Source organism: Streptomyces sp. NPDC005402, from assembly GCF_040606575.1.
In the GTDB taxonomy this organism is placed as follows: domain Bacteria; phylum Actinomycetota; class Actinomycetes; order Streptomycetales; family Streptomycetaceae; genus Streptomyces.
The window spans coordinates 1-16,170 of the sequence record NZ_JBEXFB010000007.1; the positions used below are offsets into that span (position 1 = coordinate 1).

Consider the following 16,170-nt stretch of genomic DNA (forward strand, 5'->3'; position numbering starts at 1 on the left):
CTCTCGGGCTTTCCTCCGGGCTTTTCCCTTCGGTCTTGCGTTTCCGACTCTATCAGACCGTTTCCGGTTCCGATTTCCTCGGTGCTTTCCAGGTTCCCGCTTCCGCGTTTCCCTTTCCGGCGGTTCCGACTTTATCAGAACTTCCGGACCGGACTGACCGGCCATCTGTTTCCGATTTATCGGGAAGGGGCTTCTTCGAAATCGAGATTTCCAGAAGCAGACAGACACTCACTGCTACCGAGCCGGTGAACCCAGCTCCAGGCAACTGTTCGAATCTACCTCCCCACACCGTCCGTGTCAACGGCTCCTGCGGGGCGAAGGAGACAGTAGCAGCTCAGCCCGGTCCCACGCACATCAGGCAGCGGTGGGGACCGTGGCACTGCGTTCGGCCGCCTCGACGTCGCCCGTGTCACCGGCTCGGGCCGCTCGTCCGCCCAGGACGAAGACGTAGGCGAGGAAGGCCGTCTCGGCGACGATCCCAATGGTTATGCGGGCCCAGGTGGGCAGGCCCGACGGCGTGACGAAGCCTTCTATGGCTCCGGAGACGAACAGGACCAGGGCGAGGCCTATCGCCATGCCGACGGCGGCTCGCCCCTCCTCCGCCAGCGCGGTGCGGCGGGAGCGGGGACCCGGATCGATCAGGGTCCAGCCGAGACGCAGGCCCGTGCCCGCGGCGACGAAGACCGCGGTGAGCTCGAGAAGGCCGTGCGGGAGGACAAGGCCGAGGAAGGTGTCCAGGCGGCCGGCCGAGGACATCAGGCCGACGCCGACACCGAGGTTGAGCATGTTCTGGAACAGGATCCAGAGGACCGGGAGGCCCAGAAAGACGCCCAGGACCAGGCACATGGCGGCGGCCTGTGCGTTGTTCGTCCAGACCTGGGCGGCGAAGGATGCCGCGGGATGGCTCGAGTAGTACGTCTCGTACTGGCCGCCGGGGCGGGTGAGCTCGCGCAGCTCGCTGGGGGCCGCTATGGAGGACTGCACCTCGGGATGGGTGCCGATCCACCAGCCCAGGAGGGCTGCGACGACAGTGGAGAGCAGCGCGGTGGGCACCCACCAGTGGCGCGATCGGTAGACGGCGGCGGGGAAGCCGTATGCGAGGAAGCGTGTGACGTCGCGCCAAGAAGCGCGGCGGGTGCCTGTGACGGCACTACGCGCGCGTGCCACGAGTTGGCTGAGTCGGCCGGTGAGCTGTGGGTCGGGGGCGCTGGACTGGATCAGGGAGAGATGAGTGGCGGTGCGCTGATAGAGGGTGACGAGTTCGTCCGTCTCGGCTCCGTTGAGGCGGCGCTGGCGCCGGAGCAGGGCGTCGAGGCGGTCCCACTCGGCTCGGTGGGCGGTGACGAAGACGTCGAGGTCCATCGGTTTGCCTGCTCCTCGGCTGATCGTCGGCGGTCCGTCGTGGATGTCAGCTTGTCGTACTGCGGCGCGATGCGCCCTCAGCTTGGCAGACTGGCTGTTCACGAGGGCAGGTCAGGGGAAGGGCGGCGGGCGTGAGTGAGCTGGTGACGGGCGAGGCGGTGGCGCTTGAGTTGCGCCCGGCGAGGCTGCCCAGCAGGGCGTTGGCCGTGCTGATCGATCTGATCGTGGCCGTGGTCGTGTACATCGCCGTGACCATCGCGGTAGTGGCCGCTTCCGCTTCTTTGGACGACGCGGCCCAGATGGCGCTGTCGATCGCCGCGTTCCTGCTCGTCCTGGTGGGCGGGCCGATCGCGGTCGAGACGCTCAGCCATGGGCGGTCGCTGGGCAAGCTCGCCGTGGGGCTTCGCGTCGTACGGGACGACGGCGGGCCCATCCGGTTCCGGCATGCGCTGGTGCGGGGTGCCATCGGTGTGGTCGAGATTCTGATGACGTTCGGGGTCGTGGCCTGTATCGCCTCGCTTGTCTCGGCGCGTGGGCGTCGGCTCGGTGACGTGTTCGCGGGGACGCTGGTCGTGCGGGAGCGGATTCCCGTGGCGCCCAGCGGCTTCGTGCCGCCGCCTCCGCCCTGGCTGGCCGGCCGGTTCTCCGAACTCGATCTGTCGGCGGTTCCCGATGGCCTGTGGCTTGCCGTCCGTCAGTACCTGACGCGGATGCACCAACTCGATCCGCAGGTCGGCTGGGCCATGGCGGAGCGACTGGCGTCCGATCTCGCGGCGCGTACGGGGGCTCCGGCGCCGCGGGATGTGCCGCCGGGCGCGTATCTCGCGGCGGTGGTGCAGGAGCGGCAGGCCCGCGAGTCCAGGCGGGCCTTCGGCAGCGTTACGACGGCGCCCGGGGCGTCTCCGGTGATCGGCCCCGGTCCTGCTGCAGGGGCGCAGAGCGGCTACTCGTACCCGGGGACGGGGCCCACTGCTCCGTCCTCTCCGCAGCCGCCCGTCTCGTACGGCGCCGAGACGGCTCCGGGCGTAGGACGTGCCGGCGTTCCGGTGGAGGGGGCCCCGTCCGAGGCGCCCGCTGCCGGAGCTCGGCCCACCGTGCCGCCGGAGAGCAGGCCCGCATCCGGGTTCGTTCCGCCGGCGTGATCCCCAGGTGTCCGCGGCCACGCCGACGTCAGGTGCCGGAGCGGGCTTTGGCTGAAGCCGGTTCAGTCGAGCGGTGTTTCAGGGAACCTCGACGGTGGTGATTCAAGGTCCTCCAGCTCGATGCCGGGGGCCGCGAGGACCACGTCCCCGGCGATGTGCACGTTGTGCTGCTCGCCCGTGTCCAGGGCTGTGACCTGGTATTCCTCCACTGTCAGCGGGCCGTTGTCAGTGGCGTGTGCTTCTCTTTTCAGCAAGGTCCAGGACTGGTCCACGGTGCGCGGGGCGAGGACGGGGTCCGTGAAGGCCACGAGGCGTACGCGAGTTGCTGATGCGGAGGGGGTGAGGCGCAGGAGGCGGGTGGTGGCGACGAGGAACGCGGGGGATGTGCCGGTGAAGGCGTGGGCGGGGACATTGCCTTCCGTGGCGTGGGTGCCGGTGGGGTCCGTGCGGACCCAGGTGACGCCGTCCAGTGCGGCGCCGCGCACCTGCCAGCTCGCGGCGTGCAGTTCGAGGCGGATGGGGCGGCCGAGTGCGTCGAGGGTGAGGTCGACCGAGCCGCTGTGATCGCCCGCGGGGGTGGTCAGTTGAGAGACGTAGCGCCAGCCGGACGGGCCGGGGGCGCACTGGAAGTGTTCTTCCGCGAGGGGGGTGTGATCGTGCGGATCGTGGAGCGAATAACGGCCGCGGGGCATGGGGGTCCTGGGTTCTGACGGGCTGTCCGGCCTGGCGGTCTCACGGCGTGGGGGCAAGACCGAAGAAGGGTCACTGGGCCAAAGGGGCAGGCCCCCGACACGGGGGTGCGGGGGCCTGCCTCTAAGGGACTACTGCTGTGCCGGACGGCTCAGTAGCGGTAGTGGTCCGGCTTGTACGGGCCGTCGACCTCGACGCCGATGTACGACGCCTGCTCCGGGCGCAGCTTGGTCAGCTTCACACCGAGCGCGTCCAGGTGGAGGCGGGCGACCTTCTCGTCGAGGTGCTTGGGCAGCACGTAGACGTCGGTCGGGTACTCGTCGGGCTTGGTGAACAGCTCGATCTGGGCCAGGGTCTGGTCCGCGAAGGAGTTGGACATCACGAACGACGGGTGGCCGGTGGCGTTGCCCAGGTTCAGCAGGCGGCCCTCGGAGAGGACGATCAGGACCTTGCCGTCGGGGAACTTCCAGGTGTGGACCTGCGGCTTGACCTCGTCCTTGACGATGCCGGGGATCTGGGCGAGGCCGGCCATGTCGATCTCGTTGTCGAAGTGGCCGATGTTGCCGACGATCGCCTGGTGCTTCATCTTGGCCATGTCCGAGGCCATGATGATGTCCTTGTTGCCCGTGGTGGTGATGAAGATGTCGGCCTTGTCGACGACCTCGTCCAGCGTCGTGACCTGGTAGCCGTCCATCGCCGCCTGCAGGGCGCAGATCGGGTCGATCTCGGTGACGATGACGCGGGCGCCCTGGCCGCGCAGGGACTCCGCGCAGCCCTTGCCCACGTCGCCGTAGCCGCAGACGACCGCGGTCTTGCCGCCGATGAGGACGTCGGTCGCGCGGTTGATGCCGTCGATCAGGGAGTGGCGGCAGCCGTACTTGTTGTCGAACTTCGACTTGGTGACGGCGTCGTTGACGTTGATCGCCGGGAACAGGAGGGTGCCGTCGCGGTGCATCTCGTACAGACGGTGGACGCCGGTCGTGGTCTCCTCGGTCACGCCGCGGATCTCCGAGGCGAGCTGGGTCCACTTCTGGGAACCGTCGGTGATAGTGCGGTTCAGGAGCTCCAGGATGACCCGGTGCTCCTCGTTCTCTGCGGTGTCGACCGAGGGGACCTTGCCGGCCTTCTCGTACTCGACGCCCTTGTGGACCAGGAGGGTGGCGTCACCGCCGTCGTCCAGGATCATGTTCGGGCCGCCGGTGGGGGTGTTCGGCCAGGTCAGAGCCTGCTCCGTGCACCACCAGTACTCCTCCAGGGTCTCGCCCTTCCAGGCAAAGACCGGGATGCCCTGGGGGTTCTCGGGCGTTCCGTTCGGGCCTACCGCGACAGCGGCGGCCGCGTGGTCCTGGGTGGAGAAGATGTTGCAGGAGACCCAGCGGACCTCGGCGCCGAGGGCGACCAGGGTCTCGATCAGGACGGCGGTCTGCACGGTCATGTGCAGGGAGCCCATGATGCGGGCGCCGGCCAGCGGCTGGGTGGCGGCGAACTCCCGGCGGATCGCCATCAGGCCGGGCATCTCGTGCTCGGCGAGAGTGATCTCCTTGCGGCCGAACTCGGCCAGGGAGAGGTCGGCGACCTTGAAGTCCTGTCGGTTTTCGACAGTCGTCATTCGAGCTGCTCCTCGGGGTTGGGGCGAGGTGGGTACGGCTGGTCTGCGCGGCGGCGGACACAGGGGTGCCCGAAGAGGACATAGGCATGCCCGGTGCGCGCAGCGCAGTCCGTCGGAGGCCCTCTCTCCCTCGGTCGGTCCGCGGTGGGACCGCCCGACCGCCATCAGCAGCGACGTCTGGCTCCGTCCCAAGCTACACCGGTCGGCCCGGGCACCCCAGTCCGCCTCCGAATACATCAGGCCGATCAGGGGTGGCCGGCCGGAATGGCGGCGGGGTGCCGTCAGTCGTCCTGGCAGGGTGCCCGGACGGCGGTTGCACCATGCCTGCGAACTATGAAACGGGCGACAACAGACCAGGTCATCCGGGGACTTTTGCTCCTTGGGCGGTCTGGGCAGGTGCGGAGGGAAGCGAAGAGATCGGCACCTCTGATCGATCTTGCGGGACGTCGGGCACGGCGTTTCCGCGTGACAAAGGCGTTAGGAGATCGACGTGACCAGTCCGGCCGGACCTCCCCCCACGGGCGGCGGCACCGAGCAGCAGCAGGTGAGGCTGCTGGCGGTGACCGCGTGCCCGACCGGCATCGCCCACACGTACATGGCCGCGGAGAAGCTCGCGCAGGCCGCCGCGAGCCGTGGCATCGACATGAAGGTGGAGACCCAGGGATCTATCGGGGCTGAAAACGTCCTGGATGACAACGATGTCAGCACTGCGGACGGCGTCATCGTCGCCGCGGACAAGGACGTGGACCTGAGCCGTTTCGTGGGCAAGCGGGTCCTGACCGTGGGAGTGGCGGAGGGGATTCACCATCCTGAGCGGTTGATCGAGCGGGTGCGGTCGGCGCCGGTGCACACGGCGGACAGCAAGCCTGCGGCGGCTGCGTCGGGCGACGGTGGCAAGCAACGGAGCACCGTCTACAAGGCGCTGATGAACGGCGTCTCGTACATGATCCCGTTCGTAGTCGTCGGGGGTCTCCTGATCGCGGTCTCGCTCGCGCTCGGAGGCGACGCGACAGCCAAGGGCTATGTGATCCCCGAGGGCACCTTTTGGGCCGACGTCAATCAGATCGGTGTCATCGGCTTCCAGCTGATGATCCCGATCCTGTCCGGATACATCGCTTACGCCGTCGCCGACCGCCCCGCCCTCGTCCCCGGCATGATCGGTGGCTGGATCGCGAACACGGGCTCGCTGTACGACTCGAAGGCGGGCGCCGGGTTCATCGGGGCGATCGTGACCGGGTTCCTCGCCGGGTATCTGGTGTTGTGGATCAAGAAGGTCAAGGTCCCGAAGTTCGTGCAGCCGATCATGCCGATCATCGTGATCCCGATCGTGGTGACCACGGCGCTCGGGCTGTTCTTCATCTACGTCATCGGGAAGCCGATCTCCTGGGTGTTCGAGCACCTCACCGACTGGCTCAGCGGGATGACCGGCACCAGTGCGATCCTGCTGGGCGCGATTCTGGGGCTGATGATCGCGTTCGACATGGGCGGGCCGGTCAACAAGACGGCGTTCCTGTTCGGCACCGGGCTGATCGCGACCGGCAACCAGACGGTCATGGGCATGTGCGCGGCCGCGATCCCGGTCATGCCCCTGGGGCAGGGTGTGGCCACGTTGATACGGAAGCGGCTCTACACCGAGCAGGAGCGGGAGTCCGGGCTGGCCGCCCTGTTCATGGGCTGCTTCGGCATCTCCGAGGGCGCGATCCCGTTCGCGGCGGCGCGGCCCGCACAGGTCATCCCGGCCAACATGCTCGGTGGGGCGGTGGCCGGTGCCGTCGCCGGTGTCGCCGGTGTCGAGGACGCGGTGCCGCACGGCGGGCCCATCGTGGCGGTGCTGGGTGCGGTGAGCGGGGTGCCGGTGTTCTTCGTGGCCGTGCTGATCGGTACGGCGGTCACCGCGCTGACGACGGTCACGCTGGTCGACATCAGCGAGCGGAGGCGCACGGGCACGGCACCGGTGCCCGGGCTGGGCGTGGCCGAGCCGGGCGTGGCCGCACCGCTCGAGCCCGCGCTGGTCGGAGTGGGCGCCGGTGCGGCGGCTGGTGGAGCCGTCGGTGCCGTGGTGGCGCAGCGGGTCGTCGCCTCGAGCGCGCCGCCCGCCACGGAGTCGGCAGCGGCTGGGGCGCAGAAGGCCGCGGCTTCCGACGCCGACGCCGGTGCCGGTGCGGGTGCGGGTGCGGATACTGAAGCCGACACCCAAGCCGAGGTGACCGTCAGGACCAGCGCCGGGGTCAAGACCAGTACCGACGCCAAATCCAGCAGCGCCGCCACGGCTGAAGCGGCCGAACCCGACCGCGAAGTCCTCTCCGGCTACCTCACCGAGCAGACCGTCAAGGTCGACCTCGACGCCCGGGACAAGGAGGCAGCCATCCGGGAGATGGCGGAGCTGCTCGTCCGGACCGGCAAGGTGACGGACGTGGACGAGTTGGTCGCCACCGCCCTGCGGCGGGAGGAGCAGGGAACCACCGGACTCGGGGAGGAGATCGCGATCCCGCACGCCAAGACGGATGCGGTAACCGCGCCCGTCGTCGGGTTCGCACGGTCCGCCGAGGGCGTCGAGTGGGGCTCGCTGGACGGTACGAAGGCCAGGCTGGTCTTCATGATCTCCGTGCCGGAGGCGGCCGCGGGCGACGAACACCTGCGGCTCCTGGCCCTGTTGTCGCGGAAGCTGATGGACCCCGGGTTCCGGGAGAGGCTCATCGCGGCGCCGGACGAGAGGGCCGTGCTGGACGTGCTGAGCGAGATCAGGTGAGTGAAGGGCCCGCGCCCCCGTGCGGGGACGCGGGCCCGTACAGCCGCCGTGGGCCGGTGATCAGTGCTCGGCGGGGTGCGGCGCCGGTCCCCCGGGGGTCGCCTCGCGGTCGGCCCCCTTGCGGGCTTCGGCCTCGCTGTAGATGTCCGGTTCGAGGTAGATGACGCGGGCGATGGGGACGGCCTCGCGGATCCGGGACTCGGCGGCGTTGATCGCGGAGGCGACCTCGCCGGCCGTGTCGTCGTGCTGGACGGCGATCTTGGCGGCGACGAGCAGTTCCTCGGGGCCGAGGTGGAGCGTGCGCATGTGGATGATGCCGGTGACGGTCTCGCCGTCGACGATCGCGGCCTCGATCTTCTGGACGGCCTCGATGCCTGCGGCCTCGCCGAGCAGCAGGGACTTGGTCTCCACGGCCAGGACGAGGGCGATCAGGATGAGCAGGATGCCGATGCAGAGGGTGCCGATGCCGTCCCAGACGCCGTCGCCGGTGAGCAGGGCCAGGCCGACGCCGCCGAGGGCGAGGACCAGGCCGACGAGTGCGCCGAAGTCCTCCAGGAGGACGACCGGGAGCTCGGGTGCCTTGGCGCGGCGCACGAACTCCTTCCAGGAGAGGTCCCCGCGTAGCGGGTTGGACTCCTTGATGGCCGTCCGGAAGGAGAAGCCCTCGGCGATGATCGCGAAGACGAGGACGCCCACCGGCCAGTACCAGTGCTCGATCTCGTGCGGGTGCTTGATCTTCTCGTAGCCCTCGTAGACGGCGAACATGCCGCCGACCGAGAAGAGGACGATGGAGACCAGGAAGGCGTAGATGTAGCGTTCTCGCCCGTAGCCGAAGGGGTGTTGCGGGGTGGCCTCGCGCTGGGCCTTCTTGCCGCCGACCAGCAGCAGAAACTGGTTCCCGGAGTCGGCGAGCGAGTGCACGCCCTCGGCGAGCATCGAGGACGAGCCGCTGAACGCGAACGCCACGAACTTCGATGCCGCGATCGCGAGGTTGGCGCCGAGTGCCGCCACGATCGCCCTGGTTCCGCCTGACGCGCTCATCTGGTCGCGTTGTCCCTTCGCCTCAAGTGCCTCTACGCCGTCCCGGCCTTTGCCCGTCCTTTGCCGGAGGGCCATTCTTGCAGCCTCCCCCGGCTCGGACGTCTCAGCCGTCCACAGGGCCGGTCATACGATCACACGTCCTGTCGCACGTCCCTGTCGCATGCCCCTGTCTCACAAGCGGGGTCACACGATCACGGTCGCCCGGAAGACTGTGCCCCTGCCGGACACCTCGGCCGTCTCGCCCGCCGGTACGAACACCGACTGGCCGGGGCTCAGTTCGTGTTCCCCGACTCGCACGGAACCTGCCGTGCAGAGCAGGATCTGGGGGGTCGGGCGGGTCAGGTCGTGGGGGGCGGCACCTTCGGGGAGGACATACCGGGACAGTCGGAACTCGTCGATGGGGGTCTCGTAGACCTCCTCGCCGTCGGGGGACGCCTCGGGGCGGAGCACGCCCGGGTCGGCGGCCTCGAAGCGGACGATGCGCAGGAGTTCGGGGACGTCGACGTGCTTGGGGGTCAGGCCGCAGCGCAGGACGTTGTCGGAGTTGGCCATGATCTCGACGCCGAGGCCGCTCAGGTAGGCGTGCGGGATGCCGGCGCCGAGGAACAGGGCCTCGCCGGGCTGGAGCCGGACGTGGTTGAGCAGCATCGCGGCGATGACGCCCGGGTCGCCCGGGTAGTGGTGGGCGATGTCGGCGTACGGGGCGTGGTCGCCGCCGAGGCGGGCGCAGGCGGCCGCGGCCTCGGTGACCGTGTGGGCCATCTCCTCCCGGTCGGCGGTGAGGACGGCCGTCAGGACCTCGCGCAGGGCCGCCTCCTCGGGGCGGGCGTGCAGGAGGTCGACGTACGGCTTGAGTGAGTCGACGCCGAGCGCGTCGAGCAGCTCGGCCGCGTGCGCGGGTTCGCGGAAGCCGCACAGGCCGTCGAACTCGGTGAGCGCGCAGATCAGTTCGGGCTTGTGGTTGGCGTCCTTGTAGTTGCGGTGGCCCGCGTCCACGGGGATGCCGCGGCGCTCCTCGTCGGCGTAGCCCTCTTTCGCCTGGGCGAGGTCGGGGTGCACCTGGAGGGAGAGCGGGGCGCCCGCGGCGAGGATCTTGAGCAGGAAGGGCAGCCGGGGGCCGAACTTGGCGACCGCGTCGGCGCCGAGCTCCTTCGCCGGGTCCGCGTCGATGACCTCGACCAGCGTGCCCCGGCCGGTGCGTGAGGGGGCTCCGGGGTGGGCGCCCATCCACATCTCCGCCTGCGGTTCACCGGTCGGCCGGACGCCGAGGAGTTCGGGGATGGCGGTGGTGGAACCCCAGGCGTAGGGGCGGATGGTGTTGTCGAGGCGGTCCATCAGGCTCTTTCTGTACGTACGGCTTTCAGGGCGTCCTGGGCAACGTCAGGCCCCCGAGGCGAGCGCCAGGTAAACGGCGGCGAAATCCGTGACGGCGATCAGTTCCGCGAGGGTCTCGATCTCGCCCCCCGACTCCGGTTCCAGCTCGCTGATCGGCGTGTCGTGGCTCAGGGCCAGCTCGCGGGCGGACGGGGCGGCGCTGAGACCGCCGATGGGACGGTCGCGAAGGAGCACCACGCGTGCGTGCAGCGCGGGAGGTTCCTCGACGCGGTCGCGGAAGAAGTCGTCGGGGTCGGCGCCGGCGGCCAGCGGTCCGGACAGCAGCGTGCTGTGCGCGGCGAGGGCCTCGGGCAGTTCGGAGACCACGGACGGGCGGCCGGAGAGCTCGGCGAGGGCCGCCGCGAAACGCCGGCCCGCGGGGCCCGCGGAGGTGCCCTCGGTCCAGATCACCGGGAGCGCGTCGGCGAGTTCGGCGGCGAGGGTCTTGGCCGGGTTGCTGTAGGTCGCGATGGCGGGGCCGCAGCGCTCGGCGATGTGGTCGAGGCGACCGGCGATCTTCTCGAGGGTGTCGGGCGGGGCGGTGAGCAGGCCGGTGCGGTCGAGGACCGCGAGGAGCGGGGTCAGCAGGGCCCACAGGACGCCGGGGGCGGATGCGGTGAGGGGTGTGTCCTGCTCCTCGTACGGGGCGGTCGCCATGGGCACGAACAGACCGTGGGCGCCCTCGACCGCCTCGAAGAGCGGGGTCTGGCCGGGGGCCACGGCGACGACCGTGCAGCCGCGGCGGTAGGCCTGGTCGGCGAGCAGGGACAGGCCCGGCTCGGTGCCGTCCGGGGTGGCGATCAGGAGCAGGTCGACCGAGCCCGCCCAGCCGGGGAGTTCCCAGCGCAGGGCGCCGGCCGCGGGGGCGACGCCGGTGGGGGCGAGGCGCGTGACGGGGCTGCCGGCGCCGGCGAGCGTGCCGAGGAGGTCGGCGACGTGGGTGGCGGCGGCACCGGGGCCCGCGATGAGGACCGCGCGTGGGCGGCCGTCGGGCTTGAGGTCGTTCACCCCGGCCTCGGCGGCGTGCCGGGCTGCTGTGCGGACGCGGGCGCCGGCCTCCGCGGCACCGCGGAGCAGGCCTCGGCGGTCGGCCTCCGAGAGGGCCTCGGGGGTGTCGAGCAGCGATTCGTCGAGCATGGGGCGGCAGCCTCCGATCGCCGGGTCTCCGGGACGCCGGATGTGCTTCGGCGGGTCTCCGGGACACCGGATTGTCGCTTCGCCGGGTCGTCGGCCGCGCGGGTCCGGGACACCGGTGGTCGCTGTGTCGTTGTCGCTTACGGCAGCTGGTGCGCTGTCTCGCCTACGGCGGCGGGGCGCTTACGCGGGGCGGCGGGCCTCGTCGACGAGGAGGACGGGGATGCCGTCGCGGACGGGGTATGCCAGGCCGCAGTCCTGACCGGTGCAGATCAGCTCGGTGTCCTGCTCCTTGAGGGGGGCGTGGCAGGCCGGGCAGGCGAGGATCTCCAGGAGGCCGGCTTCGAGCGGCATGGGGGTTCCCTTCGGGGCGGTACGGCTGCATGTGCGGATGTGCCTGGTCAGGGTACCGCCGGGGAGAGTTGGGTGCGGGGGTTGGGCGAGGTCCGGGTGGGGGCCTTGGGTTTTCGCCCCCGCCGCCCCTATGGGGGGCTGTTGGGTTTTCGCCCCCGCCGCCCCTGCCCGTCCCGTCCCCAGGGGCTGCCGCCCCTTCGACCCCGCCCCCTCGACCCCGCCCGGGGGCTACGCCCCCGGACCCCCATCGGCCCGAAGGGCCTCGTCCTGGAACGCCGGACGGGCTGAGGTCGCCCTGACCGGCGTTTCAGGCCCTGATGATCGCCAATATCTCGTCCCGCACCTTCGCCATGGTCGCCTCGTCCCTCGCCTCGGCGTTCAGGCGCAGAAGAGGCTCGGTGTTGGAGGGGCGGACGTTGAACCACCAGTCGGAGGTGGTGATCGTGAGGCCGTCGAGTTCGTCGAGCCGGACGCCCTCCTGCCCCTCGTAGGCCGCCCTGATGGCCGCCAGGCGGCCGGCCTGGTCGGCGACCGTGGAGTTGATCTCGCCGGAGCCGGCGTAACGGTCGTACTGGGCCACCAGGGACGACAGCGGGCCGTCCTGGCCGCCGAGCGCGGCCAGCACGTGCAGGGCCGCCAGCATGCCCGTGTCGGCGTTCCAGAAGTCCTTGAAGTAGTAGTGCGCGGAGTGCTCGCCGCCGAAGATCGCGCCGGTCCTCGCCATCTCGGCCTTGATGAAGGAGTGGCCCACGCGGGTGCGTACCGGTGTGCCGCCGTTCTCCTCGACGACCTCCGGGACCGACCAGGAGGTGATCAGGTTGTGGATGACCGTGCCCTTGCCGCCGTGCCTGGCGAGCTCTCGGGAGGCCACGAGGGCGGTGACGGCGGACGGGGAGACCGGGTCGCCGTGCTCGTCGACGACGAAGCAGCGGTCGGCGTCGCCGTCGAAGGCGATGCCGAGGTCGGCCTCCTCCTCGCGGACGCGCTCCTGGAGGTCGACGATGTTGGCCGGGTCCAGGGGGTTGGCCTCGTGGTTCGGGAAGGTGCCGTCCAGCTCGAAGTACATCGGGACGGTGTCCAGGGGCAGTCCGGAGAAGACGGTCGGGACGGTGTGGCCGCCCATGCCGTTGCCCGCGTCGACGACGACCTTCAGAGGGCGGATGGAGGTCAGGTCGACGAGGGAGAGCAGGTGGGCCGCGTAGTCCTCCAGCGTGTCCCGCCGAGTGAGCGTTCCCGTCGAGGCCGCCGGCTCCGGGGCGCCCGTCTCGCTCCACCGCTCGACCAGTGCGCGGATCTCGGCGAGGCCGGTGTCCTGGCCCACCGGGGCCGCGCCCGCGCGGCACATCTTGATGCCGTTGTACTGCGCGGGGTTGTGGGAGGCCGTGAACATCGCGCCGGGCAGGTTCAGCGCGCCGGAGGCGTAGTACAGCTGGTCGGTCGAGCACAGACCGATCTCGGTGACGTCCACGCCGAGGGCGGCCGCTCCGCGTGCGAAGGCCCGCGACAGGCCCGGGGACGTGGGCCGCATGTCGTGACCCGTCACGATGGCGCTCGCCCCGGTCACCTGGACGAAGGCGGCACCAAAGAGCTCGGCCAGCGTCTCGTCCCACTGGTCGGGAACGACTCCGCGCACGTCGTACGCCTTCACGAGCTGTGACAGATCAGCCACGGCCAACCCTTCTGAAAGTCCTGTCGGTCACCACAAACTACCCGTACGCACTGACAGCGCGTAGGGCGGAAGCCGAGTGGACTCCCAGCCGTTATCTGAGGTCAGAGCTTCAGGGCAGCATCCAGCCGAGTACCGGCGAGCTCTGTCCGACCACGATCAGGCACATCACCAGCAGCAGTCCGAGACTCCAGGGCAGCACCTTGCGCAGGAGGTCCCCCTCGCGGCCCGCGAGCCCGACGGCCGCGCAGGCGATGGTGAGGTTCTGCGGCGAGATCATCTTGCCGAGCACCCCGCCCGAGCTGTTGGCGGCGGCCAGCAGCTCGGGCGACAACCCGGACTCGCGTGCCGCGGTCACCTGGAGCGCCCCGAACAGCGCGTTGGCCGAGGTGTCCGAGCCGGAGACGGCCACCCCGAACCAGCCCAGGACCGGCGACAGGAAGGCCAGTCCGGCGCCCGCGGCCGCGACGAAGTGGCCGATGGTGGCGGCCTGTCCGGAGAGGTTCATGACGTACGCGAGCGCCAGCACGGACGTCACGGTCAGGAACGCGAACCTCAACTCATGGACGGTCGCCGCCCATTCACGGAACCGCCACGCGCGCGTGCACGCCGAGCACGAGGGCCGTGAGGATCCCCGCGAGCAGCACGAGGGTGCCGCCGGTGGCCACGATCGGCCAGGTGAAGACGTTGCCGCCGACGGGATCGCCGTCGGGATCCACGACGTCGAGGAAAGGCCAGTCGTACGTCCGGGTCGCCTTCGCCAGCCAGTCCTTGACGACCGGGATCTGCGCGACGGAGAAGATCACGACGATCAGCGCGTACGGCGCGTAGGCGCGCAGGACTTCACCGCGCGGGTCGCTCTCGTCGAGGTCCTCGCCGCGCGCGCCGGTCAGCACGGACGCGCGTACGGACTCGTCGGCCGGTACGCGTGCGCGTGGTACGGCGACCAGGGCGCCCGCGCCGGACAAGGCGGCGCCGATGTCGGCCAGTTGCGCGGAGACGTGGTTGGAGGCGGCGAACTGGGCGACGGCGAAGGCGATCCCGCAGACCAGCGCGGGCACCCAGGTCTCCCGCAGGCCCCGTCCGCCGTCGACCAGGAAGACCAGCACCAGGGGCACCACGAGGGCCGGCAAAGGCGTCTGACGACCCACCACGGACGCCACGTCGTCCAGCGGCAGCCCGGTCACCTGAGCGAGTGTCACGACCGGCGTGCCCATGGCGCCGAAGGCGACCGGCGCGGTGTTGGCGACCAGCGCGACGACCGCCGCGCGCACCGGGTCGAAGCCGAGGGCGACGAGCATGACCGAGCAGATCGCGACCGGGGCGCCGAACCCGGCGAGCGCCTCCAGGAGCGCCCCGAAGCAGAAGGCGACGACGAGCGCCTGGATGCGCGGGTCGTCGGAGAGCCGGCCGAAGGAGCGGCGCAGGATGTCGAAGTGCCGGGTGCGGACGGTCATCCGGTACACCCACAGGGCGTTGACGACGATCCACAGGATGGGGAAGAGGCCGAAGACGGCGCCCTGGGCGGCGCTGGAGACGGTCTGGCCCAGCGGCATGCCGTAGGCGAGGCAGGCGACCAGAGCGGCCGCCAGAAGGCCGGTGAGGCCCGCCAGGTGCGCCTTCGTGCGGACGCCGCCGAGCAGGACGAGAACGATCACCAGGGGCAGGGCCGCGACGAGGGCGGACAGTCCGAGCGAGTCGGCGACGGGTTCGAGTTCCTGGACGTACACGGGCGCCTCCCCGATTCCGTCATGTGGAAAGCGATGTCTCCCTACGACCTACGGAATGGTCGTGTCCGCGCCAAGGGCCCGTCAATGGGCGTGCGTCACACAGCGGGACGCGCGCCGAACGCGCACAAAGGAGGGGTCAGTTGTCGGGAGAGCGCAGAACCCGGAGATGGCCTCGGCGCGCGACCTCCATCGGGTCGGCCCGCCGGGCCCCGCCGGCCTCGGCGGCACGCTCCTGCGGACGGGCCGCCTCGCGCACGGCGTTGGCAAGCGCTTCCAGATCGTCCCCGCTGGGCCGGGCCGGAGCCGAGGCGTCGAGGAGTCGGACGACCTCCCAGCCGCGCGGGGCGGTGAGGCGCTCGGAGTGCTCGGCGCACAGGTCGTAGCAGTGGGGTTCGGCGTAGGTGGCGAGCGGGCCGAGGACCGCGGTCGAGTCGGCGTAGACGTACGTCAGCGTCGCGACGGCGGGACGGCCGCAAGCGGTGCGCGAACAGCGACGTACAGGGCTCACGACGTTGGACGGTACCGCACTCTTGAGCGGGCCGCGACGACTCTCCCCCAGGTCACCCCACCGTGTCGTGCTGTGAAACGCCCCACACGCCACTCCGACCACACCGCCACGACCTGCGCGGACACCCGTTTTCGAGGGGCCGAACAGGCCTGAACCCGGTCATCACTCCGTACAAACCAGGTCAGTTGCCTCGATATCGACGGTCTCGGAGAGATACGGAATCGAGCCCAACCTTGGCTGGAATGGTCAACTGCCGACATGCCGAACGAGGCGGCCGTACGTGGTTGTGCACCTCGTCCGGTGTACCGCGTGGGGGCCGGGCGCGGGAGTGCGGCGAGGATTACCCTTCACCAGTGATGGACAACCCCGTACCGCCCCGCGCCACCGGCCCCGGGCCCCGCCGCCGTGATCGCCACGGACGAGGCATGCGCGGCCCGATCGCCCCGCCGCAGGTGCCGCTCGCCGCGAGCCGGGCCGAGGCGTTCGCGGACCTGGTGCAGGACTCCGTGGAGCGCCTTGAGCGGCGCTGGCCGCAGCTCGCCGACATCGATTTCGTGGTCCTGGAGGTGCCCCGCCTGGACGGGCAGTCCTGGAACGACGAGGCGGTGCCGCTCGGCGGGACGATTCCCGCGCGTGAGGGACGTGCCGCCCGCGTGGTCGTCTACCGGCGTCCGGTGGAGATCCGCACCAAGGGGCGCGACGAGCGGGCGGCGCTGGTGCACGAGATCGTCGTGGAGCAGGTGGCCGAGCTGCTGGGGCTCACTCCCGAGACCGTCGATCCGCGGTACGGCGAGGACTGAACCACCCGCGG

General features: G+C 70.6%; 12 protein-coding genes and 1 pseudogene. 3 read left to right on the forward strand and 10 right to left on the reverse strand.

The window, feature by feature from the left end; genetic code table 11:
- Window positions 1-354: 354 nt before the first annotated feature.
- Window positions 355-1,362 carry a stage II sporulation protein M gene (locus tag ABZT02_RS15155; protein WP_356018019.1) on the reverse strand — a complete coding sequence of 336 codons (1,008 nt, stop codon included), beginning with the start codon at window positions 1,360-1,362 and terminating at the stop codon, window positions 355-357.
- Between the two features lie 131 nt (window positions 1,363-1,493).
- Here ABZT02_RS15155 and ABZT02_RS15160 point away from each other — a divergent pair, with 131 nt between their 5' ends.
- A complete protein-coding gene (locus tag ABZT02_RS15160) occupies window positions 1,494-2,504 on the forward strand; it encodes an RDD family protein (RefSeq protein ID WP_356018021.1) in 1,011 nt (336 codons plus the stop codon).
- A gap of 62 nt (window positions 2,505-2,566) precedes the next feature.
- Here the strand turns inward: ABZT02_RS15160 and ABZT02_RS15165 are convergent, their stop codons facing one another.
- Together ABZT02_RS15165 and ahcY are read right to left on the reverse strand one after the other, a co-directional pair.
- Window positions 2,567-3,196: a hypothetical protein gene (locus ABZT02_RS15165; protein ID WP_356018023.1), complete on the reverse strand. Its 630-nt coding sequence runs from the start codon at window positions 3,194-3,196 to the stop codon at window positions 2,567-2,569.
- A 149-nt stretch (window positions 3,197-3,345) separates the two neighbouring features.
- Window positions 3,346-4,803 carry an adenosylhomocysteinase gene (ahcY, locus tag ABZT02_RS15170; RefSeq protein WP_356018025.1) on the reverse strand — a complete coding sequence of 486 codons (1,458 nt, stop codon included), beginning with the start codon at window positions 4,801-4,803 and terminating at the stop codon, window positions 3,346-3,348.
- 490 nt (window positions 4,804-5,293) lie between these two features.
- Between ahcY and ABZT02_RS15175 the strand changes: the two genes are divergently transcribed.
- Complete coding sequence (locus ABZT02_RS15175) at window positions 5,294-7,552, forward strand: fructose-specific PTS transporter subunit EIIC (RefSeq protein ID WP_356018029.1); 2,259 nt, start codon at window positions 5,294-5,296, stop codon at window positions 7,550-7,552.
- 60 nt (window positions 7,553-7,612) lie between these two features.
- On the opposite strand, the gene ABZT02_RS15180 is transcribed toward ABZT02_RS15175, so the two are convergent.
- From ABZT02_RS15180 to ABZT02_RS15210, 7 genes and pseudogenes are all read right to left on the reverse strand, one after another.
- The gene (locus tag ABZT02_RS15180; RefSeq protein WP_356018031.1) at window positions 7,613-8,593 is read right to left on the reverse strand and encodes a cation diffusion facilitator family transporter; all 981 of its coding nucleotides are present in this window, start codon (window positions 8,591-8,593) and stop codon (window positions 7,613-7,615) included.
- A gap of 183 nt (window positions 8,594-8,776) precedes the next feature.
- The gene (gene manA, locus ABZT02_RS15185; RefSeq protein ID WP_356018033.1) at window positions 8,777-9,928 is read right to left on the reverse strand and encodes a mannose-6-phosphate isomerase, class I; all 1,152 of its coding nucleotides are present in this window, start codon (window positions 9,926-9,928) and stop codon (window positions 8,777-8,779) included.
- A gap of 45 nt (window positions 9,929-9,973) precedes the next feature.
- Window positions 9,974-11,104, reverse strand: coding sequence for an SIS domain-containing protein (locus tag ABZT02_RS15190; protein WP_356018035.1), 1,131 nt, complete (start codon window positions 11,102-11,104; stop codon window positions 9,974-9,976).
- A gap of 180 nt (window positions 11,105-11,284) precedes the next feature.
- Window positions 11,285-11,455, reverse strand: a complete 171-nt coding sequence (locus ABZT02_RS15195) for a Trm112 family protein (RefSeq protein WP_007382472.1) — start codon at window positions 11,453-11,455, stop codon at window positions 11,285-11,287.
- A gap of 307 nt (window positions 11,456-11,762) precedes the next feature.
- Window positions 11,763-13,130, reverse strand: coding sequence for a phosphomannomutase/phosphoglucomutase (locus ABZT02_RS15200; RefSeq protein ID WP_356018038.1), 1,368 nt, complete (start codon window positions 13,128-13,130; stop codon window positions 11,763-11,765).
- 103 nt (window positions 13,131-13,233) lie between these two features.
- A pseudogene (locus ABZT02_RS15205) lies at window positions 13,234-14,851 on the reverse strand (L-lactate permease).
- A gap of 136 nt (window positions 14,852-14,987) precedes the next feature.
- The gene (locus ABZT02_RS15210) at window positions 14,988-15,410 is read right to left on the reverse strand and encodes a DUF3499 domain-containing protein (RefSeq protein ID WP_352388874.1); all 423 of its coding nucleotides are present in this window, start codon (window positions 15,408-15,410) and stop codon (window positions 14,988-14,990) included.
- 305 nt (window positions 15,411-15,715) lie between these two features.
- On the opposite strand from ABZT02_RS15210, the gene ABZT02_RS15215 reads away from it, so the two are divergent.
- Window positions 15,716-16,159 (forward strand): metallopeptidase family protein, encoded by a 444-nt coding sequence (locus ABZT02_RS15215; protein WP_356018040.1) that lies wholly within the window; start codon window positions 15,716-15,718, stop codon window positions 16,157-16,159.
- The last annotated feature ends 11 nt before the right edge of the window (window positions 16,160-16,170 follow it).